The 21,911-nt window shown below is 70.4% G+C and carries 21 protein-coding genes; 15 read left to right on the top strand and 6 right to left on the bottom strand.

The genetic code is table 11. From position 1 onward, the window contains the following. The first annotated feature begins 10 nt into the window (after window positions 1-10). From ctaD to WDW90_RS18890, 8 genes are all read left to right on the top strand, one after another. Window positions 11-1,801 (top strand): cytochrome c oxidase subunit I, encoded by a 1,791-nt coding sequence (gene ctaD, locus WDW90_RS18925; protein ID WP_336488983.1) that lies wholly within the window; start codon window positions 11-13, stop codon window positions 1,799-1,801. After that, window positions 1,798-2,496: a cytochrome c oxidase subunit 3 gene (locus WDW90_RS18920; RefSeq protein WP_336488982.1), complete on the top strand. Its 699-nt coding sequence runs from the start codon at window positions 1,798-1,800 to the stop codon at window positions 2,494-2,496. The genes ctaD and WDW90_RS18920 overlap by 4 nt, the downstream gene beginning before the upstream one ends. A 15-nt stretch (window positions 2,497-2,511) precedes the next feature. After that, window positions 2,512-3,234 carry a heme-copper oxidase subunit III family protein gene (locus tag WDW90_RS18915; RefSeq protein WP_336488981.1) on the top strand — a complete coding sequence of 241 codons (723 nt, stop codon included), beginning with the start codon at window positions 2,512-2,514 and terminating at the stop codon, window positions 3,232-3,234. A 47-nt stretch (window positions 3,235-3,281) separates the two neighbouring features. Continuing rightward, window positions 3,282-3,626 (top strand): cytochrome C oxidase subunit IV family protein, encoded by a 345-nt coding sequence (locus WDW90_RS18910; RefSeq protein ID WP_336489017.1) that lies wholly within the window; start codon window positions 3,282-3,284, stop codon window positions 3,624-3,626. A gap of 80 nt (window positions 3,627-3,706) precedes the next feature. Then, on the top strand, window positions 3,707-4,684 hold the full coding sequence (locus WDW90_RS18905) for a phosphoribosylaminoimidazolesuccinocarboxamide synthase (RefSeq protein ID WP_336488980.1): 978 nt from the start codon (window positions 3,707-3,709) through the stop codon (window positions 4,682-4,684). A 2-nt stretch (window positions 4,685-4,686) separates the two neighbouring features. Further along, complete coding sequence (locus WDW90_RS18900) at window positions 4,687-5,142, top strand: MEKHLA domain-containing protein (RefSeq protein WP_336489016.1); 456 nt, start codon at window positions 4,687-4,689, stop codon at window positions 5,140-5,142. A gap of 193 nt (window positions 5,143-5,335) precedes the next feature. Next, on the top strand, window positions 5,336-6,544 hold the full coding sequence (locus WDW90_RS18895; RefSeq protein WP_336488979.1) for an SEL1-like repeat protein: 1,209 nt from the start codon (window positions 5,336-5,338) through the stop codon (window positions 6,542-6,544). A 65-nt stretch (window positions 6,545-6,609) separates the two neighbouring features. After that, the gene (locus WDW90_RS18890; protein ID WP_336489015.1) at window positions 6,610-7,788 is read left to right on the top strand and encodes a TAXI family TRAP transporter solute-binding subunit; all 1,179 of its coding nucleotides are present in this window, start codon (window positions 6,610-6,612) and stop codon (window positions 7,786-7,788) included. A gap of 67 nt (window positions 7,789-7,855) precedes the next feature. Here WDW90_RS18890 and WDW90_RS18885 read toward each other — a convergent pair whose 3' ends face one another. The 5 genes from WDW90_RS18885 to WDW90_RS18865 all read right to left on the bottom strand — a co-directional run bounded on the left by WDW90_RS18885 (window position 7,856) and on the right by WDW90_RS18865 (window position 11,511). Further along, on the bottom strand, window positions 7,856-8,386 hold the full coding sequence (locus WDW90_RS18885) for a DUF2243 domain-containing protein (RefSeq protein ID WP_336488978.1): 531 nt from the start codon (window positions 8,384-8,386) through the stop codon (window positions 7,856-7,858). A gap of 132 nt (window positions 8,387-8,518) precedes the next feature. Beyond that, window positions 8,519-9,151 carry a LysE family translocator gene (locus tag WDW90_RS18880; RefSeq protein ID WP_336488976.1) on the bottom strand — a complete coding sequence of 211 codons (633 nt, stop codon included), beginning with the start codon at window positions 9,149-9,151 and terminating at the stop codon, window positions 8,519-8,521. A 143-nt stretch (window positions 9,152-9,294) separates the two neighbouring features. After that, on the bottom strand, window positions 9,295-10,545 hold the full coding sequence (locus WDW90_RS18875) for a Zn-dependent hydrolase (protein ID WP_336488975.1): 1,251 nt from the start codon (window positions 10,543-10,545) through the stop codon (window positions 9,295-9,297). Between the two features lie 406 nt (window positions 10,546-10,951). After that, entirely contained in the window at window positions 10,952-11,248 is a 297-nt protein-coding gene (locus tag WDW90_RS18870; RefSeq protein ID WP_336488974.1) for a hypothetical protein, read from the bottom strand. A gap of 119 nt (window positions 11,249-11,367) precedes the next feature. Beyond that, on the bottom strand, window positions 11,368-11,511 hold the full coding sequence (locus WDW90_RS18865; RefSeq protein WP_336488972.1) for a hypothetical protein: 144 nt from the start codon (window positions 11,509-11,511) through the stop codon (window positions 11,368-11,370). 402 nt (window positions 11,512-11,913) lie between these two features. Here WDW90_RS18865 and WDW90_RS18860 point away from each other — a divergent pair, with 402 nt between their 5' ends. The 3 genes from WDW90_RS18860 (at window position 11,914) to WDW90_RS18850 (ending at window position 17,263) form a co-directional block, all read left to right on the top strand. Further along, complete coding sequence (locus WDW90_RS18860) at window positions 11,914-12,180, top strand: hypothetical protein (RefSeq protein ID WP_336488970.1); 267 nt, start codon at window positions 11,914-11,916, stop codon at window positions 12,178-12,180. A gap of 694 nt (window positions 12,181-12,874) precedes the next feature. Next, on the top strand, window positions 12,875-15,742 hold the full coding sequence (locus tag WDW90_RS18855; protein WP_336488969.1) for an Rne/Rng family ribonuclease: 2,868 nt from the start codon (window positions 12,875-12,877) through the stop codon (window positions 15,740-15,742). A gap of 264 nt (window positions 15,743-16,006) precedes the next feature. Further along, on the top strand, window positions 16,007-17,263 hold the full coding sequence (locus WDW90_RS18850; RefSeq protein ID WP_336488968.1) for a methyl-accepting chemotaxis protein: 1,257 nt from the start codon (window positions 16,007-16,009) through the stop codon (window positions 17,261-17,263). 10 nt (window positions 17,264-17,273) lie between these two features. On the opposite strand, the gene WDW90_RS18845 is transcribed toward WDW90_RS18850, so the two are convergent. Further along, complete coding sequence (locus tag WDW90_RS18845) at window positions 17,274-18,434, bottom strand: pyridoxal phosphate-dependent aminotransferase (protein WP_336488967.1); 1,161 nt, start codon at window positions 18,432-18,434, stop codon at window positions 17,274-17,276. Window positions 18,435-18,658: 224 nt separating this feature from the next. Here WDW90_RS18845 and WDW90_RS18840 point away from each other — a divergent pair, with 224 nt between their 5' ends. From WDW90_RS18840 to accC, 4 genes are all read left to right on the top strand, one after another. Beyond that, window positions 18,659-19,447 carry a DsbA family protein gene (locus WDW90_RS18840; protein WP_336488966.1) on the top strand — a complete coding sequence of 263 codons (789 nt, stop codon included), beginning with the start codon at window positions 18,659-18,661 and terminating at the stop codon, window positions 19,445-19,447. Window positions 19,448-19,572: 125 nt separating this feature from the next. Then, complete coding sequence (gene aroQ / locus WDW90_RS18835) at window positions 19,573-20,037, top strand: type II 3-dehydroquinate dehydratase (RefSeq protein WP_336488965.1); 465 nt, start codon at window positions 19,573-19,575, stop codon at window positions 20,035-20,037. A gap of 5 nt (window positions 20,038-20,042) precedes the next feature. Further along, window positions 20,043-20,519 (top strand): acetyl-CoA carboxylase biotin carboxyl carrier protein, encoded by a 477-nt coding sequence (accB, locus tag WDW90_RS18830; protein ID WP_336488964.1) that lies wholly within the window; start codon window positions 20,043-20,045, stop codon window positions 20,517-20,519. Window positions 20,520-20,529: 10 nt separating this feature from the next. Then, window positions 20,530-21,882, top strand: coding sequence for an acetyl-CoA carboxylase biotin carboxylase subunit (accC, locus tag WDW90_RS18825; protein WP_336488963.1), 1,353 nt, complete (start codon window positions 20,530-20,532; stop codon window positions 21,880-21,882). The last annotated feature ends 29 nt before the right edge of the window (window positions 21,883-21,911 follow it).

The following is a 21,911-nucleotide window of genomic DNA, read 5'->3' as shown; positions in this document are numbered from 1 at the left end:
GGCTGCAGCGATGGCCGACGCGCAGTTCGGAACGGCCGGCCCTCTGCCGAGGGCGGAAATCGACGATGTCGAGCTCTACCATCCGCACAGCTGGCTGACGAAGTACGTCTTCAGCCAGGACGCCAAGATCATCGCCGTCCAATACTCGAGCACGGCGCTGGCGATCGGCCTCGTGGCGCTGGTGCTCTCGTGGATGATCCGCCTGCAGCTCGGCTTCCCGAGCGTGGCCGCCTTCTTCGGGCCGAAGGAATACTACCAGTTCATCACCATGCACGGGATGATCATGGTCATCTACCTGCTGACCGCGCTCTTCCTCGGCGGGTTCGGCAATTACCTGATCCCCCTGATGCTCGGCGCCCGGGACATGGTGTTCCCCTACGTCAACATGCTGAGCTACTGGGTCTATCTCCTCGCCGTGCTGGTGCTGGTGGCGAGCTTCTTCGCGCCGGGCGGCCCGACCGGGGCCGGCTGGACGCTCTACCCGCCGCAGGCGATCCTCTCGGGCACGCCCGGGCAGGAATGGGGCATCGTCCTGATGCTCGCCTCGCTGATCCTGTTCATCATCGGCTTCACCATGGGCGGGGTGAACTACGTCGTCACGGTGCTGCAGGCGCGCGCCCCCGGCATGACCCTGATGCGGATGCCGCTCACCATCTGGGGCATCTTCACCGCGACCGTGCTGGCGCTCCTCGCCTTCCCGGCGCTGTTCGTGGGTGCCGTGATGATGCTCCTCGACCGGCTGCTCGGCACGAGCTTCTTCATGCCGGCGATCGTCGAGGCGGGCCAGCGCCTGAAATACAGCGGCGGCAGCCCGATCCTGTTCCAGCACCTGTTCTGGTTCTTCGGCCATCCCGAAGTCTACATCGTCGCCCTGCCGGCCTTCGGCATCGTCTCGGACCTGATCAGCACCCACGCCCGCAAGAACATCTTCGGCTATCGGATGATGGTCTGGGCGATCATCGCCATCGGGGCCCTGAGCTTCGTGGTGTGGGCCCACCACATGTACGTCAGCGGCATGAATCCCTATTTCGGGTTCTTCTTCGCCACGACGACGCTCGTGATCGCGATCCCGACCGCGATCAAGGTCTACAACTGGGTGCTGACCCTGTGGCGGGGCGACATCCATCTCACCCTGCCGATGCTCTTCGCCATCGCCTTCATCGTCACCTTCCTGAACGGCGGCCTGACAGGGCTCTTCCTCGGCAACGTCGTCGTCGACGTGCCGCTCTCCGACACGATGTTCGTGGTCGCCCATTTCCACATGGTCATGGGCGTCGCCCCGATCCTCGTGATCTTCGGCGGGATCTATCACTGGTACCCGAAGGTGACCGGGCGCATGCTCGACGAGCGCCTCGGCCGATTGCACTTCTGGGCGACGTTCCTCGGCGCCTACGCGATCTTCTTCCCGATGCACTATCTCGGCCTGATGGGCGTGCCGCGCCGCTATTTCGACATCGAGGGCTTGAGCTTCGTGACGCCCTCGGTCGCGACCTTGAACGCCTTCATCAGCGTCGTGGCCTTCATGGTCGGGGCCGCCCAGATCGCGTTCCTGGTCAACCTCGTGCACAGCCTCCGACACGGCGCTCCGGCCGGCGGCAACCCCTGGCGGGCGACCACCCTCGAATGGCAGACGCCCGAGACGCCGCCGCCGCACGGCAACTGGGGCCGGACGCCGCCGGTCGTGTACCGATGGGCCTACGATTACAGCGTGCCGGGCGCCGACCAGGACTTCATCCCGCAGAACCAGCCCGGCCTCGTGCGCGCCGCGCCCCCCGAGACCGCCCTCGGGGGCGCGGCGTGAGCATCGTGCTCGTCTACCTCGTGATCCTCGGGAGCGTCGCGGCCTGGTGGCTGTCGCGCCAGCGCCTTGCCTCGAAGCCCTGGCTGGAGGCGGGGCCGGGACTGGCGCTTCAGCCGGCGCAGCCCGCGGTGCCGGCCGCGAAGATCGGCCTCATCGTGCTGCTCGCAGCGATCGGCCTGCTCTTCGCGCTCCTGGTCGCGGCCTACGCGATGCGTGTGCCGCCCGATTCCCGGCAGTCGCTGCCCGACCCGCGCGTCCTCTGGTTCACGAGCGCGCTCCTCGCGCTGGCGAGCCTCGCGCTCCATGCGGGCCGGGCGGCAGCGATCCGCCGCGAGCGGGACGCCGTCGTCCTCAGCCTCGCGGCGGCGATCGCCGCGACCCTCGGCTTCCTCGGCGGGCAGGCTCTCGCCTGGCGCCAGCTCCTCGAAGCGGGCACGGGCTCCGGAGACGCGGCCGGCGCCTTCTTCTACCTGATCACGGCGTTGCACGGCCTGCATCTCGGCGCGGGCCTCCTCGCCCTCGCGGCCCTCACGGCGCAGGCCCTGCGGGCGACCGGCACAGAGGCGTTGCGCCTGCCGACGGAGCTCTGCGCGATCTACTGGGACGCCCTCCTGGCGATCTGGCTCGTTCTGTTCGGGCTCCTGTTCCGGACGCCCTGGTCGGGGTTGGTCTACGCGCTGTGCAGCCCCGGTTGACCGAATGAGGTGACCATGACCGGCTTCGCCTTCCGCTCGCTCGCTCCCGCCGAGTCCCGGCCGGGCCGTTGGCGCCGGCTCTCCGACGAATGGTCCGCCGACCGCCAGGCCTTCGCGGGCGCCTCCTGGCGCAAGGCCATGATGTGGATCTTCCTCCTCAGCGACACCTTCGTGTTCGGCTGCTTCCTGCTGTCCTACATGACGGTGCGGATGTCGACGACCGTGCCCTGGCCGAACCCGAGCGAGGTCTTCGCCCTCGAGATCGGCGGCCGGCAGCTGCCGCTCATCCTGATCGCCATCATGACCTTCGTCCTGATCTCGAGCAGCGGCACGATGGCGATGGCGGTCAATTTCGGCTACCGCCGCGACCGCGTGACGACCGCGCTCCTGATGATCGCCACCGCGATCCTCGGCGCCACCTTCGTCGGCATGCAAGCCTTCGAGTGGTCGAAGCTCATCCACGAGGGTGTGCGCCCCTGGGGCAATCCGTGGGGAGCCGACCAGTTCGGCTCGACCTTCTTCATGATCACGGGCTTCCACGGCACCCACGTCACGATCGGGGTGATCGCGCTCCTCGTCATCGCCCGGAAGGTCTGGCGGGGCGACTTCGACGTCGGGCGGCGCGGCTTCTTCACCAGCCAGAAGGGCCGCTACGAGAACGTCGAGATCGCGGGCCTGTACTGGCACTTCGTCGATCTGGTCTGGGTCTTCATCTTCGCCCTGTTCTATCTCTGGTAGGGAGCGGGTCCATGGCTGCACGGGCAGAGATGCGCGCACAGGCAGGAATGGCGCAGGCAGGCGCCGGGCGGGCGAGCCACGACGGAGCCCAGGCGCATTCGATCCGTCTCTATCTCCTCGTCTGGGGCTGGCTGTTCGTTCTGAGCGCGTGCTCCTACCTCGTCGATTACTTCCATCTGCAGGGCGGATTGCGCTGGTCCCTGATCCTGCTGTTCATGATGGTCAAGGCGGGGCTCATCGTCGGCGTGTTCATGCACATGGCCTGGGAGCGGCTGGCGCTGATCTACGCGATCCTGGTGCCGCCGGCCGCGCTCCTCGTCTTCGTGGCGATCATGACGTTCGAGGCGAGCTACACCCTGCTGACGCGGATCGCCTTCTTCGGAGGAAGCTGAGCGGGCGGCGCGATCTCCTCTCGCACTCCCTGGCCGGATCGCGCATAGGGGAGCCGGCAGCGGCCCGACGGAGCGTCCCGATGGATACGGCAGACCTGACCCCCTACGCCCATCTGGTGCTGCGGGAGGCGACTCTGCCCGAGCTGCCGAACCATTACCGCGGCAAGGTCCGGGACAATTACGACCTGCCCGACGGCCGCCGCATCCTCATCAGCAGCGACCGGCTGAGTGCCTTCGACCGGATCCTCGCGGTGATCCCCTTCAAGGGGCAGGTGCTGACCCAGACCGCTCGCTACTGGTTCGAGGAGACGCGCGACATCTGCCCGAACCACGTCATCGCCTATCCGGACCCGAACGTCGTGGTCGGCCAGCGGCTCAGCATCCTGCCGGTCGAGATCGTGGTGCGCGGCTACCTCGCCGGCACCACCGCGACCTCGATCCTGACGCAGTACAAGGCCGGCGCCCGCGTGATGTACGGCCATCGCCTGCCCGAGGGCCTTCGCCCGAACGAGCGGCTGGGTGAGCCCATCATCACGCCCACCACCAAGGCGGCCGAGGGCGGCCACGACGAGCCGCTGACCGCCGACGCGATCCTGGCGCAGGGCCTGCTCACGCCCGAGCAGTGGCGGGAGGTCTCCCGAACGGCGCTCGCCCTGTTCGCCCGCGGCCAGCAGCGCGCGGCCGAGCGGGGCCTCATTCTCGCCGACACCAAATACGAGTTCGGCACCGACCCGGCGGGGCGGATCGTGCTCGCGGACGAGATCCACACACCGGACAGCAGCCGCTACTGGTTTGCCGGGAGCTACGAGTCCCGCTTCGCGCAAGGAGCGGCACCGGAGAGCTTCGACAAGGACTTCGTGCGCAACTGGGTGGCCGCGCGCTGCGACCCCTACCGGGACCCGATCCCCGAGATCCCGCCCGAGGTCGTGACCGAGACCGCCTCCGTCTACATCCGGGCCTTCGAGACGATCACGGGAGAGCCCTTCGCCTGGCCCGCGGGAGACGAGGCGCCGCTCGAGCGCATCCGCCGCAACCTGAAAGCCTATCTCGCCGCGTGACCATGCCGGGCGCCGCGGACCTCTCGACCGACCCGGACTTCTTCGCGCTCCTCACGGAGAGCCACGAACGGCTGGTGGGACGCCGCCTCGTCCCGCCAGGGCGCGACGCGGCCTGGCTCTACGGGCAAGCGCCCTTCGCGGTGCTCGCCCACGATGCCGCGGCCGACCCCCGCTTCATCTACGCCAACCGCACGGCACAGGCCCGCTTCGAGTACGACCGGGCGGAGCTCATCGGCCTGCCCTCGCGCCTCTCGGCGGAGGCTCCGGACCGGGCCGGGCGGCAGGCGCTCCTCGACGCGGTCGCGCGCGAGGGGTTCGCGACGGGTTACCGGGGCCTGCGGGTGGCGAAGTCCGGCCGCCGCTTCTGGATCGAGGACGGCGTCGTCTGGCAACTGGTCGATCGCGCCGGCATCGTCAGGGGTCAGGCCGCGAGCTTCTCGGCGTGGCGGGACGCCTGAACGCACCGGTTGCGCGCAGCGGCGCCCCGGGACCGCCGCGCCCCGCGCTAAGCCGAAATTTCCGAACCGGCTAATCCCGATGAGGAAGGCGAACCTGCTCAATGCAAAGGCCCGATCGCGCCCATTCCCCGACTGAGGGAGCAGGACCGTTCGGGAGTCGGTCGTGCTCCCTGCCATGTCCGGAGGAGCGCCGATGCCGTGTTTCAGCCGCACTGAACACCTCCGGGGCCTTCGCGCCTCGCTCCCGATCCTCGCCGGGTGCCTCGCCATCCTCGCGCCGCTGCCGACGGGCGTCCTGGCTGCCGGGCACGCGACGCGCCTGGCGAGCGCCGATGCGGACGAGGCAGCCCCCCCGCAATCCTCCCTCGTCACCGCGCAGGACGTCTCAGGTCTCCCGGGCGCCGCCATTCCTCTGGCGGTTGCCGTGCAGAACGTCCCCGGCAAGCCCGCCCCGACCACCTACCTCCTCGGCATCCCCAAGGGCGCCCGCCTCGCCGATGCATCCCACGAGGTGATGGTGGGGGACGAGAAGTCCGTCGTCGATGTCACGAACTGGAACCTGCCCGAGCTCTCGATCACGCTGCCGACGGAGGAGGCCGGCACCTACACGCTGGCGGTCGTTGCCGTGTCCCGGCCGGACAACGGCGACCCGCTGCACCTGACGCGCTCGACCTTCGTCCTCAACGCGGCCCAAGTGGACCCGGCCGTTGCCGAAGCGGCAGCCAAGCCCGCGCCGAAGCGGGGGGCGAAGTCCGCTCCAAGACCCGATGCGCCCGCAGCGCCGGAGCCCGCACCCGCATCGATCCGGTCCGGCGGTCCCGCGGAAGCCCGGGCCCGGCGCGGCGCGGAGCGCGACGCCCCGGCGCCGGTCCCCGTTGCGCAGGCCCCGGTGAAGCCGATCGAGACCGCGCAGATCGCCCCGGCCCGGCCGGATGCCGCCTCGCCGGTCACCGAGGTCTTCATTGCGCAGCCCCCGGCGATACCGGTGCAGGAGCGCGTGCCCGAGACCGCGCGGGGACCCGCTCCGGCAGCGAAGCCCGCCGCTCCCGTCAAGCCGGCCGCGGCACCGCCGCCCGCGCCGACCCCCGCGGCTCCGCCTCCCGCCGAGGCGGCGGCCGCGCCGAGCGCCCCGGAGCCCGACGCCAAGGCCCTCGTCGCGCGGGCGGAGCGCCTGATCAAGCTCGGCGACATCAGCGGCGCGCGGCTCATTCTCGAGCGCGCGGCGAGCCGCGGCAATCCGCAGGCGACCTTCCTGCTCGCGCAGACCTGCGATCCGCGGATGCTGCGCAGCTGGAACGTCCAGGGCCTGAAGCCGGACCCGGATCGCGCCCGCGCCCTCTACGCGAAGGCGGCGCAGGACGGTTTCCGCGATGCGCGGGCGCTGGCCGAGGCCGTGCGCTGAACGGGATGTCACGAGAGGCGCTCCCACGACGACGCGATGCCATGAGAACACGGAGGACCCGGATGATGCTGAAGCGCGCCACGATCCCCGCCCTGGCCGGCCTGCTGGTCCTCTTCGGAGGCGCAGGCGCCATGGCCCGGGAAGCCGCCCGCGAACCGACGCCGCCCGCCCGCGTCAAGCCACCCGAACCGGAGCCCGCGGGAACGGAATCGGCGCTGAGCGAGCGCATGAACGCCAACACGGTCTCGGTGATCACCGGCACGCCCGGAGGCACCTACTTCCGGATCGGGGCCGACCTCGCCTTCGTCCTCGACGACGGCGACAAGCTGCGCATCCTGCCCATCCTCGGCAAGGGGGCCGGCGAGAACGCCTACGACATCCGGTTCCTCAAGGGCGTGGACCTCGGCTTCGTGCGCACGGACACCCTCGATCAGCTCCGCCAGGACAAGCGCCTGAAGGATGTCGAGCAGCGCATCCACTACGTCGCCAAGCTGTTCAACGACGAGCTTCACGTGATCGGGCCGAAGTCGATCGACGACGTGCGCCAGCTCGCCGGCAAGCGCGTCACCTTCGACGTGAAGGGGAGCGGCACGGATTACAGCGGGCGAGCGATGTTCCGGGGGCTCGGCATCGCCGTCGAGGCCGTCAACGTCGACCAGCCGACCGCCTTCGAGATGCTGCGCAAGGGCGAGGTCGAAGCAGTGGTCTCGGTGGCGGCCAAGCCCGTCTCGGTCGTCGCCGGGTTCGATCCGGGCGACCGCTTCCACCTCGTGAAGACGCCCTACCCGGATACGCTCAGTGAGGCCTACGTGCCCGCGACCCTGACGAGCACCGACTACCCGAAGCTCGTGAAGGGGAGCGAGCCGATCGAGACGCTGGCGGTCGGCACGATCCTCGGCGTCTACAACCATCCGAAGGGATCGGAGCGCTACAACAAGCTCGCCCGCTTCGTGGAGGCCTTCTTCACCCAGTACGACAAGTTCCTGGCGCCCCAGCGCCACCCGAAATGGCGGGAGGTCAATCTCGCGGCGACGGTGCCAGGCTGGACCCGCTTCCGCCCCGCCCAGGACTGGCTCGACGCGAACCGCGGCCAGGACGTGGCCTCGGCCGCCGAGCTGGAACGCTTCCTCGACGAGCAGCCTCCGGGCGGCGCCGCCGACAAGGAGCGCGTCTATCAGGCCTACCTGAAGTGGCGTCAGGCGCGGGCCAACCGGCCGGGCGCACTGAGCGCGGCACGCCCCTAGACGGATCGTCCCGAGCCCGTCCCGGGACTGCCCGGGACGGCCGGTCGCATTCCCGGGTGACGCCGCCTCACCCGGTCCGCGTTCCGCGGACTCGACCTTTCCCGGACGGGAGAGGCGACCCGCCGCGGGTCCTGCGCAGCAGCCACAGCCCGCCGAGCACCATGACGGCGCCCCAGGCAAGGAAGCCGAGATCCCAGTAGACCCAATCGTCCCGGGGTGCCCGCTCGTTGACGTGATGCACGCCGAGGATCTCGTGGTCGACGACGCCCTCGACGAGGTTGAACAGGCCCCAGCCGACGAGAAGCGCGCCGATCATCCGGCGGCCCGACCAGCGCAGGTGGCCGCGGTGGGTGGCCCGCCATAACAGCACGAGGCCGGCGACCACGAACAGGTAGGTCGAGGCGTGGAAGAGCCCGTCCCAGAGCGTGTTGACGCGCAGAGCCTCGACGGTGTCCGGCACCTCCCAGCTGCTCACCATGTGGTGCCATTGTAGGACCTGATGCAGCACGATGCCGTCGAAGAACCCGCCAAGGCCGAGGCCGAACAGGATGCCGGCCGCGAGGGGGAACGCGGCCGCGTCGCAGGAAACGTCCGGCATCGTCCTGGCACCCTGATGCGACCGGATGCCGGGCCGGCGGGGCCGCGAGTATCGGAAGCGCGCCCGGCTACCGCATTAACCTGCGTCGGGATCGCCCGGCCGATGCCGCTGCGCCCGGTCGGTTCGGCCGCCCTAGCGCCGCGCCTCGGTCGCCATGCGGAGTGCGAGGCCGGCGAGCACCGTGCCCATCAGCCAGCGCTGCAGCACCAGCCAGGACGGGCGCCCGGCGAGGAACGCCGCGATCGAGCCCGCCAGGATCGCCAGGACGGCGTTGACGCTGACGCTGATCAGGATCTGCGTCGCGCCGAGCAGCAGGGACTGGCCGAGCACGCTGCCCCGGTCCGGGCTGATGAATTGCGGCAGCAGGGACAGGTACATGACGGCGATCTTGGGGTTGAGGAGGTTTGTCACGAACCCCATCGCGAAGAGCCGGCGCGGGCCGTCGGGGGCCAAGTCCCGGACCTGGAACGGCGTGCGCCCGCCGGGCCGCACGGCCTGCCAGGCCAGGTAGAGCAGGTAGAGCGCGCCCCCGAAGCGCAGGGCGTCGTAGGCGAAGGGAACGGCGAGCAGCAGCGCCGTGATGCCGAAGGCCGCGCACAGCATGTAGAACACGAAGCCGAGCGCCACGCCGCCGAGCGAGATCAGCCCCGCCATCCGCCCCTGCGCGATCGAGCGTGAGACGAGATAGATCATGTTCGGGCCGGGCGTCAGCACCATGCCGAGGGAGATCAGCGCGAAGGCGATCAGGCTGGCGGGGGTCGGCATCCGTTGGGCCTCGCTCGGGCAGGGGTGCCCGGAGTTGATGCATCCTTTGCGTGTGCCGACGCCGAGATCGGCGCGGCCGGGTGCGGGTCTCCGCGGGGTCGGCCCGAGCGGCCGGCGGTCCCGCGGACGGGCGCTGCCCGAGGTTAGGCCGGCGCGTTCGCGAGCGCCAGCAGAGTATGCAGCAGGACGTTCGCGCCCGCCGTGCAGTCGCCCTGGGTCGCCGATTCCGACTCGTTGTGGCTGACGCCGTCGCGGCAGGGCACGAAGATCATGGCGGTGGGCACCCGGGCCGCGAGGTTGCAGGCATCGTGCCCCGCGCCCGAGACCATGCGTCGGTGCGACAGGCCGAGCGCCTCCGCAGCGCCCTGCACGGACGCGACGATCGCGGGATCGAAGGGTACCGGCTCCTTGCGCCAGATCCGCGTCAGCTCGACCGCGAGGTTGCGGCGTGCCGCGATCTCGGCGATCCGCTCCCGCAACGCGGCCTCGGCCGCGTCGAGGGTCTCGGATTTCGGATCGCGCAGATCGAGGGTGAAGCGAACCTGCCCGGGCACCACATTGCGCGAGGGCGCGCCGATCACCGCCTCGCCGACCGTCGCGACGGCGCTCGGCCAGTACGCCCTGGCGATCGCCTCGGCGCCGAGCGCGATCTCGGCGAGCCCGAGCAGCGCGTCGCGCCGGCGCGGCATCGGGGTGGTGCCGGCGTGGCTCTCGAAGCCCGTGATCGTGCCGTCGAACCACGCGATCCCCTGCCCGCCCTCGACGACGCCGATCGTCGTGTTCTCCGCCTCCAGGATCGGGCCCTGCTCGATGTGAAGCTCGACGAAGCGGCCGATCCTGCGCGTGCCCACCGGCTCGTCCCCCCGATAGCCGATGGCGTCGAGGGCCTCCGCCACGCTGATCCCGGCGGCGTCGCGGCGGGACAGGATGTCCTCGGCGGTGAACTCGCCCGCATAGGCCGCCGAGGCCATCATGGCGGGAGCGAAGCGGGAGCCCTCCTCGTTCGTCCAGTTGACGAGGAGGAGCGGTGCCTCAGTCTCGATGCCGGCATCGTTCAGGGCGCGCATCACCTCGAGGCCGGCGAGCGTGCCGAGGATTCCGTCGAAGCGCCCGCCGGTCGGCTGCGTGTCGAGGTGCGAGCCGCAGGCAACCGGCGCCCGGCTCGTGTCGCGTCCCTTGCGCAGCGCGAATTGCGTTCCGAGCGCGTCGACGCCGACCTCGAGACCGGCCGCCTCGCAGGCGTCGCGGAACCAGTCGCGCACCCGCCCATCCTCCGCCGAGAGAGTCAGACGGTTGAGGCCGCCCGCCGGCGTCGCCCCGAACGCCGCCGTCTCCATGATCGTCGACCAGAGCCTGGAGCCGTCCACTCGCAGGTTGTGCGTCGTGGTGTTCATCGCCGTCCTTTCATCCTCGCGTCCCGGCACGATGCGCGTGCCGTGCCGGCCGCCTCGGCAAGAGGCATGTGGCAAGAGCCTAACCGCGGACTCACGTGGCCACTGAAATGCCGGAACGGCCTCGGGACCGCCGGCCTGTGCGGGCATGGCCGGGCGGTGTCTTGTACGCAGTTTGGTCCGCAGCTTGCCAGGGTCCGTCCGCCATCGGCGGCCACGCGACGGCGCCAGAGGTCCGACCCGGTCCGCGCCATCCGCGAGCCATTCCTCGGGAAGGCCGGTCCGGCCTCGGCGTGCGCGGCTTCGCCGGCATCATCGGCCCGAGCGGCTGCGGCGAGACGACCGTGTTCGGCCTGATCGTGGGGCTCATCGAGCCCGATCGAGGCTTGAGACCAGCGAGCCGGCCGTCTCAGCCGGCGAGCCGCTCGTGCGCCATCTGGATCTCGCCCGAGACATTCGCGACGAGGTGATCAATCGACTTCTGGTCGAGCTGCGCCTTGGTCAGGCTCTGGCGCAAGGCCGTCTCGCCCGTCCATCCCGGCCCGCCCGAACTGGGCAGGTAGCGCTTGAGCATCGCGCTGACGATCTTGTCGCGGTCGTAGCCGCGATGGCGGATCAGCTGCCTGATGCGCAGGACAAGATCTTCGATACCATTGATCGGCTGGGGCGTCTTCTGTGTTTTCGTCGCGGAAAAGCGCAAGAGCATGAATAAACCCCGATCAGGCACGACAGTCTTGCCGGAGAATGATTAATATCCCGTCTCGACGGTCCGAGCCCGAAAGCCCCTCACAACGCTCTCGTGCACATGATCCTGCGGCCCGCGGATCATCGCCAGCGGATCAGGAGCGCGATCCCGGCCAGGACCAGCGCGATCACCATCCAGGCGGCTCCGCCCTTCGACGCGTAGCCGACCATGCCGATGAAGCCGAGCACGCCGGACCAGACCAGGACATGGGCGAGTGCGTTCATGGTCGAGACTGCCGGACAGGGCGGTCCGCGCCGTCAGGGTGGATGCGGGCAATCGGCCCGCAAGCCTGACGGGCGGACCGCCGACAATACGCCTGAGCGCAGGGCTGCACCGCCTTTGAGGGCATTAATGAGGCCGAAAGATCCTATGTCGGCTCCGTACCAGTGCAGAGGCGTGAATCCGTACCCGCGGCAGGATCGGATGGCCATCACGACCTTCGCCGCCCAGGCCGGCATGGACGGGGCGGCAGTTGACGCCAAGCAACCCGCCGGCCCAACCTTGATCCGGACCGGTGACGAAACGCACGCCGACGTCTGGCGCCGCTGCCTAGATCAGCCACGACCCCGAGCTACATGGCCCCCGCAAGACGAACGGAGACCGCGCACGGACGAACGGATCTGGTCATGAACACTCGCCTTACATCGACTATGGCTCTACTCGCCCTGAGCTTCGCGGCCACCTCGGCCGAGGCGCAGGTCCGGCACGATCTCGGCGGCGCCGGCGGTGCCGCAGCCTCCCTCGGCTACACGGCTTCGCCGGGCCTCTACGACGTCGACACGACGGGCTCGATCGGCCGGCGCGCGATGGAACGGAGCGGCCGCGGCGGCGCGCCGGAGCCGCGTCGCCCCATCCCGCCTCGCGGAGCGGTCACGAACGCGTTGGCAGATTGAGCCGCAGGGCCCTCCCGTTCGAACCGAATCCGCGGGCCCGGCCCCCACGCCTGTCCGGTCCGCGTCGCCGCGGGGTTCGCTCGCGCCCGGAGGCGCGACCGCCATCGTCGCCACGAAAGGCGCCCTGTCACGATCGTCGCCCTGTCACGATCGTCGCCCTTGCCAAATCCCTGCGACGATCTGTAATGATAGCGACCCCTTCCCGGTCCCGTCGGTCCACTTCGCGGCCCGCGGGCGCGCCGGAGCCCTCAATCTCTGGCGTGCCGTCGCAGTCGGTTCTCAGCAGCGATCGTCGGATGCCTCTCAAGGCCGGGCAGGTGTCGGAAAGCGTGGCGGAACAGTCCTCGCCACACCCGTTTTGGAATTCGCGGCCGGCCCGTCCGGTCGAGATGTCTTCGTGAGGTCAGGAAAGGGATGGGCGGACGCACAGCATCGGTTGCCGTTGCTCGTGCCGCAAGCGCGCGCGGTCCGCGTCGCGCCGGTTCGTCCTTCCCCCTGGCCAGGTTCAACCCCAGGCGCGCCGATCTTCGGCGCCAAGCGGCGGTTGACGGCAATCCCTTCCCAACAGCCCCCACGGCCCCGGTGACGAGGCCGCCAAGAGCGTTTCCCAGGATGGCCCGCGGGCCGGGAAAGGCTCCGCCGGGACGGCTAGGCCCGAGGTGTGCGACGTCGGCCGCCATGTCGAAAGTTCGTCATGGCCAACAACAAGATGCTCATCGATGCGATGCACCCGGAGGAGACCCGGGTCGTCACGGTCCACGGGTCTAGGGTCGAGGAATTCGACTTCGAGGCCGCCAACCGGCGCCAGCTTCGCGGCAACATCTATCTCGCCAAGGTCACCCGCGTGGAGCCCTCGCTCCAGGCGGCCTTCGTCGAGTACGGCGGCAACCGCCACGGCTTCCTCGCCTTTAACGAGATCCATCCCGACTATTACCAGATCCCCCTCGCCGACCGGCAGGCGCTGCTCGAGGACGAGGCGCGCGACGCCGAGGAGCACCGCGAGCGCGAGGAGCGCCGCCGCACGTCCCGCCGCTCGCGCGGCCGCCGTGCCGAGGCGGCATCGGCCCGCAACGCCGAGACCGTGAGCACGGAAGATTCCGAGGGCTCCGAGACCGGCGCGCCGGATGGGGATGCGGAATTCGCGGTCGTGCCGGGCGGCGACGCCTCCGCCGACCTGCCGGAATCCGCGCTCGAGGCCGGTTCCGCGGAAGCGGTCCCCGAGATGCCCGTGGCCGGAGAGGCTGCCGAGGCGCGGAGCGCGGGCTCGCCCGAGGCCGACGCCGAGGAGCATCCCGAACCGGCTGCCGAACCCGCCGCATCCTCCGAGGGGCCGTCCGGCGAGGCGAGCGCCTCAGAGGCTGCCGTCGAGGCGCGAGACCTGCCGCCCGACGTCGAAGCCCCCGAAGACGACGAGGACCCGGACGAAGACGAGGACGATTCCGACGACGAGGACGAGGATTCCGAGGATGGCGACGATCCCGACGCGGAGCCGAAGATCGCCCAGGTCGGCGGCAACGGCGATGCCCTGGCCGAGATCCCCGAGCGGCCCCGCACCTACCGCCGCCACTACAAGATCCAGGAGGTGATCAAGCGCCGCCAGATCATCCTCGTGCAGGTCGTCAAGGAAGAGCGCGGCACCAAGGGCGCGGCGCTCACCACCTACCTGTCGCTCGCCGGCCGCTACTCGGTGCTGATGCCGAACACCGGCCGCGGCGGCGGCATCTCGCGCAAGATCACCAGCGCGGCCGACCGCAAGCGCCTCAAGGAAGTGGCGCAGGACCTCGAGGTGCCGGATGGGATGGGCGTCATCCTGCGCACGGCCGGAGCGTCCCGCACCAAGCCCGAGATCAAGCGCGACTTCGAGTATCTCATGCGTCTCTGGGAGAGCGTGCGCGAGCTGACCCTGTCCTCGACCGCGCCGTCCCTGGTCTACGAGGAGGGCTCGCTGATCAAGCGCGCCATCCGCGACCTCTACAACAAGGACCTCGAGGAGGTTCTGGTCTCGGGCGAGGACGCCTACCGCGAGGCCAAGGACTTCATGCGGATGCTGATGCCGACGCAGTCCAAGGTCGTGAAGCCCTACCGGGACCCGACACCGATCTTCGCCCGCTACGGCGTCGAGCAGCAGCTCGACGCGATGTTCTCGACCCACGTCTCGCTGAAGTCGGGCGGCTACCTCGTGATCAACCCGACCGAGGCCTTGGTCTCGATCGATGTGAACTCGGGACGGGCCACCCGCGAGCACGACATCGAGGACACGGCGCTGAAGACGAACCTGGAGGCCGCTGAGGAGGTCTCGCGCCAGCTTCGCCTGCGGGATCTCGCCGGCCTGATCGTGATCGACTTCATCGACATGGAGGAGAAGCGCAACAACCGCGCCGTCGAGAAGAAGCTCAACGAGTGCCTGAAGAACGACCGCGCCCGGATCCAGGTCGGCCGGATCTCGCCCTTCGGGCTCCTCGAAATGAGCCGCCAGCGCATCCGCACGGGCGTGCTCGAATCCTCGTCGATCCCCTGCGTCCATTGCGGCGGCTCGGGCTTCGTGCGCGCGACCTCGTCGGTGGCGCTGCATATCCTGCGCTCGATCGAGGAGGCGTTGCTCAAGGCGGCGACCCACAACCTCGTGCTGCGCACCCGGACCGAGGTCGCCCTGTACATCCTCAACCAGAAGCGAGCGCACCTGCGCGAGCTCGAGGTGCGCTTCGGCGTCAGCGTGACGATCGCGGCGGACGAGCGGCTTGCCGCCACCACGGCCTTCCAGCTCGATCGCGGAGAGCCGGCCCAGCGCGCCGAGGGGCCCGTGACGGGCATCCGCGCCGTGGCGATCTCGCCCGCGATGGAGGTCGAGGACGAGATCGAGGAGGAGGAACTCGCCGAGGGCGCTGCCGAGGGTGGCGCCGAGGAGGGCGAGCCCGAGGAGGGCGAGGCCCGCGCGGAAGCGCGCGAGGAAGGTGACGGCCAGCGCCGCCGCCGTCGCCGCCGCCGCCGTCGTGGCGGCCGCTCCGAGGGCGGCGAGGACGAGCATTCCGTCGACGCCGAGACCCAGGAGGACGAGGGCGAGGGCGAGGCTGAGGCCGCGATCCCGAACGAGGCATCCGGCGACGAGAGCGTCGGCGAGGCGGCTGCCGAGGCGCCGCCCGCCTCCGAGGACGAGGGCGGGCGCCGCCGCCGTCGCGGGCGCCGCGGTGGCCGCGGCCGCTCCGAGGGTCGCGCTCGCGAGGATCGGGATGCCGCCGAGACGGCGGACAGGACCGACGAAGCCGTGAGCGCCGCAAGTCTGCCGGCCGAGGAGCCCGTGAGCGCCGAGACGCTCGCGACAATCGAGGAGGCCCCGCACGCCGATGCTGCCGGCGAGAGCCCCGCCGAGACCGCGGTGGATCTGCCGGTTGCCGGGAACGCCGGCGAGCCGGCAGCGACTCCGGGCAGCGATGGTCCGGTCGCCGAACCGGCGGCACCGCCCGCCGAGCCGGTGGCTGTCGTGCTCACGCCGCCCTCCGATCCCGATCGTCCGAAGCGCGCCGGCTGGTGGTCGCGCACCAAGGCCGCCCTCACGGGCGACTGAGGTCCGGACGGTTCCGGGCTCGACGATCGGCAGGAATGGCGCAGAACTGCTCATTCTCGATCGCGACGTGCTGACCCTGGCGAAACATTGACGTTTCGCCAGGGCGCCAGCATCCGCTGCAACACACTGATTGCGAAAGCCTTTGAGCGCCGGACTCTGACCCGGCGTGACGCGTCCCGCGCACATCGTTGTCCGCGTAATTAACCGTCACTTGAACATTCGCGGGCCAATATACGGCATTCGATTCTGAGGATGCCTTCCCCGATGCTGACTTTCTTCCGCAGATCCGACCCCGCGGAACAGGCCGCACCGGATCTGGCGCCCGCGGCATCCGCCCCCGCCGTTGCGTTGGTCGAGCCGGCATCCTCCGCTCCCGCCATCGATCTCGACGCGCTTCGCCGCCAAGCGGACCTGTCCGCCGCAGCGTCCGAAGCCGGGACCTCGATCGGCTGGATCACCCACGACGCCGCCCAGGTTGCCGATCAGGCGCGCCTGATCGCGGCCGCGAGCGAGGAGGTCGCCGCCTCGACGACCGAGATCGCGGCCCGCTCCCAGACCTCCGCCGAGACGGCCGAGCGCGCGCGCGCCGGCATCGTCGAGTGCGCCCATGACATGCGCCAGGCGGGCGAGCGGATGCAGCTCATCGAGGCCCGCACGGCCGAGATCGGCGGTTGCCTCGACGGTTTCGCCTCCGCCGCGCGCCGGATCGAGGAGATGGCGACCGCTATCGCGGCGATCTCGGCGCAGACCAACCTTCTGGCGCTGAATGCGACCATCGAGGCTGCTCGGGCCGGAGAGGCGGGGCGCGGCTTCGCGGTGGTTGCGGGCGAGGTGAAGGCGCTCTCGGCGCAGACCGCCAAGGCGACCGAGGAGATCCGCGCGCGCCTGTCCACGCTTCAGAACGAGCTCTCCGCCATGCAGTCGGCGGTCGATCAGAGCCGCGCCGCGGTCGCGGCGGGCTCCGACGTGATGGCCCGCGCCAATGCGCGGGTGGAGGCCGAGAGCGCCTCGGTGGCTTCCGCCGCCGCCGAGATGCGCGCCATGGCCGAGGTGATGGAGCAGCAGATCCTCGCCACCAGCGAGATCTCCTCGAACGTCACCCGCATCGCGACCGGGACCGAGAAGTCGCGCGGCGAGATCGCGGACGCGATCGGCCGCCTCGTCGATCTCGAGGACATGAGCCGGCGCATGCTGAGCGGTGATAGCCAGGACGACGTGGGCGTGCGCCTCGCCCGGCTTCCGGCCGATTGCGCGGCCTGGCGGCGCCGCCTCGCCTCGGTCCTAGTCGGGCTGAAGCCCGCGGACGAGACAGCGGCAACCTGCATCGGTCAGGACATGCCCCTGCCGCCTGCCGTGCAGCGCGCCCTCGACGCCGCCCGCGGTCACGCCGGCGGGATGACCGCAGACGTGCGCGCCGCCAACTGGGATTCCGCGGCGCAGAACTTCCGGGAGTTCGAGGCGAAGCTCGCCGAGGCCGCTGTCGCCGCCGAAGCGGCGCGGGCGGCGGCCCGGGCGGCCTGACGAGACGGCGCTACCGCCTCAGCCAGCCGCGCAGGCGCGCCACGGCCTCCAGGCAATCGGCCTCCGACCCGGCGAAGGAGAAGCGGACATGGTGTCCGCCCTCCTGCGGGTCGAAGTCGAGGCCGGGCGTCGCGGCGACGCCCGCCTCGTCGAGCATGCGGCGGCAGAAGGCGGCGGCGTCGTTCGTGAGACCGGCGACGTCCGCGTAGAGGTAGAAGGCGCCGTCGGCCGGGTGCACGCGGCCGAGGCCGAGGCCCGGGAAGGCGTCGAGCAGGATGGCGCGGTTGCGCGCGTAGCCGTCGCGGACGGCATCGAGTTCCTCACCGGCCTCGAAGGCCGCCAGCGCCGCCACCTGCGAGAGGTACGGCGCCGAGATGTAGAGGTTCTGGGCAAGCCGCTCGATCGCGCGGACGAGGTTCCCCGGCACCACCATCCAGCCGATGCGCCAGCCCGTCATGCAATGGTACTTCGAGAACGAGTTGATCACGATCGCGTCCGGGTCGAACTGGAGCGCGGTCGCGGTCGGCACGCCGTAGGCGAGCCCGTGATAGATCTCGTCCGAGACGAACGGCAGGCCGAGGCCGCTGGCGGCCGCGCAGAGGCCGGCGAGGCGATCCGGCGTGATCACGGTGCCCGAGGGGTTGGCCGGGCTCATCACCAGCACGCCGGAGAGCGGCTGCGCGGCGTGCGCCGCGCGCAGGGATCGCGCGGTCGGTGCGTAGCGATCCTCGTCGCGCAGGACCATCGGGGCCGGCACGAGGTCGAGCGCCGCCAGGATGCTGCGGTAGGCCGGATAGCCGGGCTGTGGCACCGCGACGCGGGCGCCCGCATCGAACAGGCTCATGAAGGCCAGGATGAAGCCGGCCGAGGAGCCGGTCGTCACCACGACCCGCTCCGGCGGCAGGGAAACGCCGTAGCGGTCGCGGTAATGGCGCGCGATGCGCTCGCGCAAGGCGGGCAGGCCCAGCGCCTCCGTGTAGGGGACGCGTCCGGCGTCGAGGGCCCGGCGCGCCGCCTCGATCACGACGCGCGGCGCGGACGCCGAAGGCTGACCGACCTCCATGTGCACCACGCCCGCACCGCTCCGCTCGCGGGCGGCGGCCGCCGTCATCACGTCCATGGCCAGGAAGGGCGCGACGGCTTCGGCACGGCGTGATACGGCGATCGGCATCGGGGCTTCGCGGGTCGGCCGCGGGCGCGCGGCAGCGGCGGGATCGGATGGGACGGATCGAGGCGCCCCTGTTAACCCCTGCCCCCTCGGGTCTCAACTCGGGCCGGCACGGACTCACGCGATCGCGCGCGATTTGACCGGGCGCCGCGAAAACGCCTAACCCGGCGGCTACCGACCCTTCAAGCGCAGCGGCCGCTCCCGGCCGCCGCGATCCGCGAGGACGTATGCCCCTCTCCCGTACCATCTCGATCCTGGCCCTCGCCCTTGCGCTCGGCAGCGGGGCCGCCCTCGCGCAGACGGCGCCAGCGGCGCCGGCAGCCGCGCCCTTCACGGATGCGCAGCGTCAGGGGATCGAGGCGATCATCAAGGATTACCTGATCAGGAATCCGGAGGTGCTGCAGGAGGCCATCGCCGAGGGCGAGAAGCGCCAATTGGAGACGCAGCGTCTCGCCCAGGCCGCCGCCCTCAAGGAGTCCCGCGAGGCGCTCCTCAGCAGCCCGCACGACGTCGTGGCCGGCAACCCGAACGGCGACGTCACGATGGTCGAGTTCTTCGACTACAATTGCGGCTATTGCCGCAAGGCGCTCGGCGATGTCCAGGCGCTCATCAAGGGCGATTCGAAGCTGCGCGTCGTCATCAAGGACTTCCCCGTCCTCGGCCCGGAATCGCTGGAAGCCAGCCAGATCGCCCTGGCCGTCAAGCAGCAGGTCAAGGGTGACAGGCTGTTCGAGTTTCACCAGAAGCTGCTCGAATCCAAGGGCCGCGTGAACGGCGCCAAGGCGATCCAGGTCGCCAAGGACATGGGCCTCGACACCGCCAAGCTCCAGAAGGACGCGCAGGGCCCCGAGGTGAAGGCGGCGCTCGCCGAGAACCGGGGTCTCGGCGACAAGCTCGGCCTGTCGGGCACGCCGGCCTTCATCATCGGCGACGAGATCATCCCGGGCGCCGTCGGCGTCGAGCCGATCCGCAAGACGATCTCGGACGTGCGCCAGTGCGGCCACGCGAGTTGCTGAGCGCCGCGCTTCCGGGGCCGCCGCGCATTTTCTTGGGCTGAGCCGGTGCAACCTCGAGCGAAAATGCTCTAAGACCGGCCCCTGCCGTGCCCGCGTCCGCCGCGGGCGCCTGACCCCGCGGTTCCATGATCCCGATCCACGTCCTCAACGGGCCGAACCTGAACCTCCTGGGTCGGCGCGAGCCCGGAATCTACGGCACTGCGACGCTCGCCGCCATCGAATGCGACCTGCGGGTGCAGGCGGAGGCGCTCGACGTCGCCCTGACATTCCGGCAGACGAATCACGAGGGCGAGCTCGTGGGCTTCGTCCAAGAGGCGGGACTGGCCGGCGCCGGCATCCTGATCAACGCGGCCGCCTACACCCACACCTCGGTCGCGCTCCGCGACGCGATCAGCGGCAGCGGCGCGCTCGCCGTCGAGGTGCACCTGTCGAACGTCCATGCCCGCGAAGCCTTCCGGCACGTATCCCTGATCGCCCCGGTCTGCGCGGGCGTCATCTCCGGATTCGGCCCGCGGAGCTACCGCCTCGGCCTCGATGCGCTGGCGCATCTGATGGCCTCCCGCACCCCGATCTCCGCCTCCGAAGACTAGAGCCGATGCCCAAGCACGATTCCATCGATCCCGAGCTCGTGCGCGAACTCGCCAACCTCGTCACCGAGACCGGCCTGACCGAGATCGAGGTCGAGAAGGGCGACCTGCGCATCCGCGTCGTGCGCCGCCTGGAGCCGGTGAGCCTGCAGGTCGCCGCGCCCCCGCCGGCGACGGCCGTGGCGGCTCCGGCCGCCGCGGCCGCGTCGCCCGGCCCGGGGGCCGAGCGGGGCAAGACCGGCGCGAGCCACCCCGGCGCCGTGCTCTCGCCGATGGTCGGCACCGCCTATCGCCGCCCCTCCCCCGAGGCCAAGGTGTTCGTCGAGATCGGCTCGCAGGTGGCGGCCGGCGAGAAGCTGCTCCTCGTCGAGGCCATGAAGACCTTCAACGAGATCGTCGCCCCCCGCGCTGGAACGGTGACCGCCATCTTCATAGAGGACGGCCAGCCGGTGGAGTTCGGCGAGCCCCTGCTGGTGATCGAGTAGGCGGCCGGCCATGTTCGACAAGATCCTGATCGCCAACCGCGGCGAGATCGCGCTGCGCATCCTGCGGGCTGCCAAGGAACTCGGGATCGCCACGGTGGCGGTGCACTCGACCGCCGACGCCGACGCCATGCACGTGCGGCTCGCCGACGAGAGCGTCTGCATCGGTCCGCCCGCGGCCCGCGACAGCTACCTCAACATCCCGTCGATCATCGCGGCCTGCGAGATCACGGGCGCGGATGCCGTCCATCCCGGCTACGGCTTCCTCTCGGAGAATGCGCGCTTCGCCGAGGTGCTCGCCCACCACGACATCGGGTTCATCGGCCCGAAGGCCGAGCATATCCGGGTGATGGGCGACAAGATCGAGGCGAAGCGCACCGCCAAGCGCCTCGGCATCCCCTGCGTGCCGGGCTCCGAGGGCGGCGTCGAGGACGCGGACGCGGCCAAGCGCGTGGCGGCCGAGATTGGCTATCCCGTGCTCGTGAAGGCGGCGTCCGGTGGCGGCGGGCGCGGGATGAAGGTTGCCCGCACCGAGGCCGATCTGGAGCAGGCCATCGGCATGGCGCGCTCCGAGGCGAAGGCCGCCTTCGGGGACGACGCGGTCTATCTCGAGAAATACTTGGAGAAGCCGCGCCACATCGAGGTGCAGGTCCTCGGCGACGGGCGCGGCGGCGCGGTGCACCTCGCCGAGCGCGACTGCTCGCTGCAGCGCCGCCATCAGAAGGTCTGGGAGGAAGGCGGCTCGCCCGCGCTCAACGCCGAGATGCGCGCCGCGATCGGCGGCACCTGTGCCAAGGCCATGCAGGAGCTCGGCTATCTCGGCGCCGGCACGATCGAGTTCCTGTACGAGGACGGGCAGTTCTACTTCATCGAGATGAACACCCGCATCCAGGTGGAACATCCGGTCACCGAGATGATCACCGGGATCGACCTCGTGAACGAGCAGATCCGGGTCGCCGCGGGCGGGCCGCTCTCGGTGGCGCAGGACGATATCCGGGTCGAGGGCCACGCCATCGAGTGCCGGATCAATGCCGAGCACCCCGCCACCTTCCGTCCCTCCCCCGGGCTCATCACCTATTATCATCCGCCGGGGGGATTGGGCGTGCGGGTCGATTCCGCGGCCTTCCAGGGCTATCGCATCCCGCCGAACTACGACTCGCTGATCGGCAAGCTGATCGTGCACGGCCGCACCCGCAACGAGTGCCTGATGCGCCTGCGCCGGGCGCTGGACGAGTTCGTCGTCGACGGGGTCGACACGACCCTGCCGCTGTTCCGCACGCTGGTGCGCAATGCCGACGTCCAGAACGGCCTCTACGACATCCACTGGCTCGAGGGCTTCCTGGCCGAGGGAGGCCTGGAGGCCTGAAGCGGCCTCGCGCCGGCCCGCTGGCCGCG

The sequence above is a fragment of the Methylobacterium nigriterrae genome (genome assembly GCF_037106235.1).
Lineage (GTDB): Bacteria > Pseudomonadota > Alphaproteobacteria > Rhizobiales > Beijerinckiaceae > Methylobacterium > Methylobacterium nigriterrae.
This window is presented reverse-complemented; position numbering and strand designations above follow the sequence as displayed.

What these genes read in the sequence shown, in the direction of transcription:
- WDW90_RS18875 (WP_336488975.1), bottom strand. Translation starts at nt 10,545, where the DNA reads ATGAACACCACGACGCACAACCTGCGAGTGGACGGCTCCAGGCTCTGG.
- accB (WP_336488964.1), top strand. Translation starts at nt 20,043, where the DNA reads ATGCCCAAGCACGATTCCATCGATCCCGAGCTCGTGCGCGAACTCGCC.
- WDW90_RS18880 (WP_336488976.1), bottom strand. Translation starts at nt 9,151, where the DNA reads ATGCCGACCCCCGCCAGCCTGATCGCCTTCGCGCTGATCTCCCTCGGC.
- WDW90_RS18865 (WP_336488972.1), bottom strand. Translation starts at nt 11,511, where the DNA reads ATGAACGCACTCGCCCATGTCCTGGTCTGGTCCGGCGTGCTCGGCTTC.
- accC (WP_336488963.1), top strand. Translation starts at nt 20,530, where the DNA reads ATGTTCGACAAGATCCTGATCGCCAACCGCGGCGAGATCGCGCTGCGC.
- WDW90_RS18895 (WP_336488979.1), top strand. Translation starts at nt 5,336, where the DNA reads ATGCCGTGTTTCAGCCGCACTGAACACCTCCGGGGCCTTCGCGCCTCG.
- WDW90_RS18850 (WP_336488968.1), top strand. Translation starts at nt 16,007, where the DNA reads ATGCTGACTTTCTTCCGCAGATCCGACCCCGCGGAACAGGCCGCACCG.
- WDW90_RS18900 (WP_336489016.1), top strand. Translation starts at nt 4,687, where the DNA reads ATGCCGGGCGCCGCGGACCTCTCGACCGACCCGGACTTCTTCGCGCTC.
- WDW90_RS18915 (WP_336488981.1), top strand. Translation starts at nt 2,512, where the DNA reads ATGACCGGCTTCGCCTTCCGCTCGCTCGCTCCCGCCGAGTCCCGGCCG.
- WDW90_RS18855 (WP_336488969.1), top strand. Translation starts at nt 12,875, where the DNA reads ATGGCCAACAACAAGATGCTCATCGATGCGATGCACCCGGAGGAGACC.
- aroQ (WP_336488965.1), top strand. Translation starts at nt 19,573, where the DNA reads ATGATCCCGATCCACGTCCTCAACGGGCCGAACCTGAACCTCCTGGGT.
- WDW90_RS18860 (WP_336488970.1), top strand. Translation starts at nt 11,914, where the DNA reads ATGAACACTCGCCTTACATCGACTATGGCTCTACTCGCCCTGAGCTTC.
- WDW90_RS18890 (WP_336489015.1), top strand. Translation starts at nt 6,610, where the DNA reads ATGCTGAAGCGCGCCACGATCCCCGCCCTGGCCGGCCTGCTGGTCCTC.
- WDW90_RS18845 (WP_336488967.1), bottom strand. Translation starts at nt 18,434, where the DNA reads ATGCCGATCGCCGTATCACGCCGTGCCGAAGCCGTCGCGCCCTTCCTG.
- WDW90_RS18870 (WP_336488974.1), bottom strand. Translation starts at nt 11,248, where the DNA reads ATGCTCTTGCGCTTTTCCGCGACGAAAACACAGAAGACGCCCCAGCCG.
- WDW90_RS18840 (WP_336488966.1), top strand. Translation starts at nt 18,659, where the DNA reads ATGCCCCTCTCCCGTACCATCTCGATCCTGGCCCTCGCCCTTGCGCTC.
- WDW90_RS18885 (WP_336488978.1), bottom strand. Translation starts at nt 8,386, where the DNA reads ATGCCGGACGTTTCCTGCGACGCGGCCGCGTTCCCCCTCGCGGCCGGC.
- WDW90_RS18910 (WP_336489017.1), top strand. Translation starts at nt 3,282, where the DNA reads ATGGCGCAGGCAGGCGCCGGGCGGGCGAGCCACGACGGAGCCCAGGCG.
- WDW90_RS18905 (WP_336488980.1), top strand. Translation starts at nt 3,707, where the DNA reads ATGGATACGGCAGACCTGACCCCCTACGCCCATCTGGTGCTGCGGGAG.
- ctaD (WP_336488983.1), top strand. Translation starts at nt 11, where the DNA reads ATGGCCGACGCGCAGTTCGGAACGGCCGGCCCTCTGCCGAGGGCGGAA.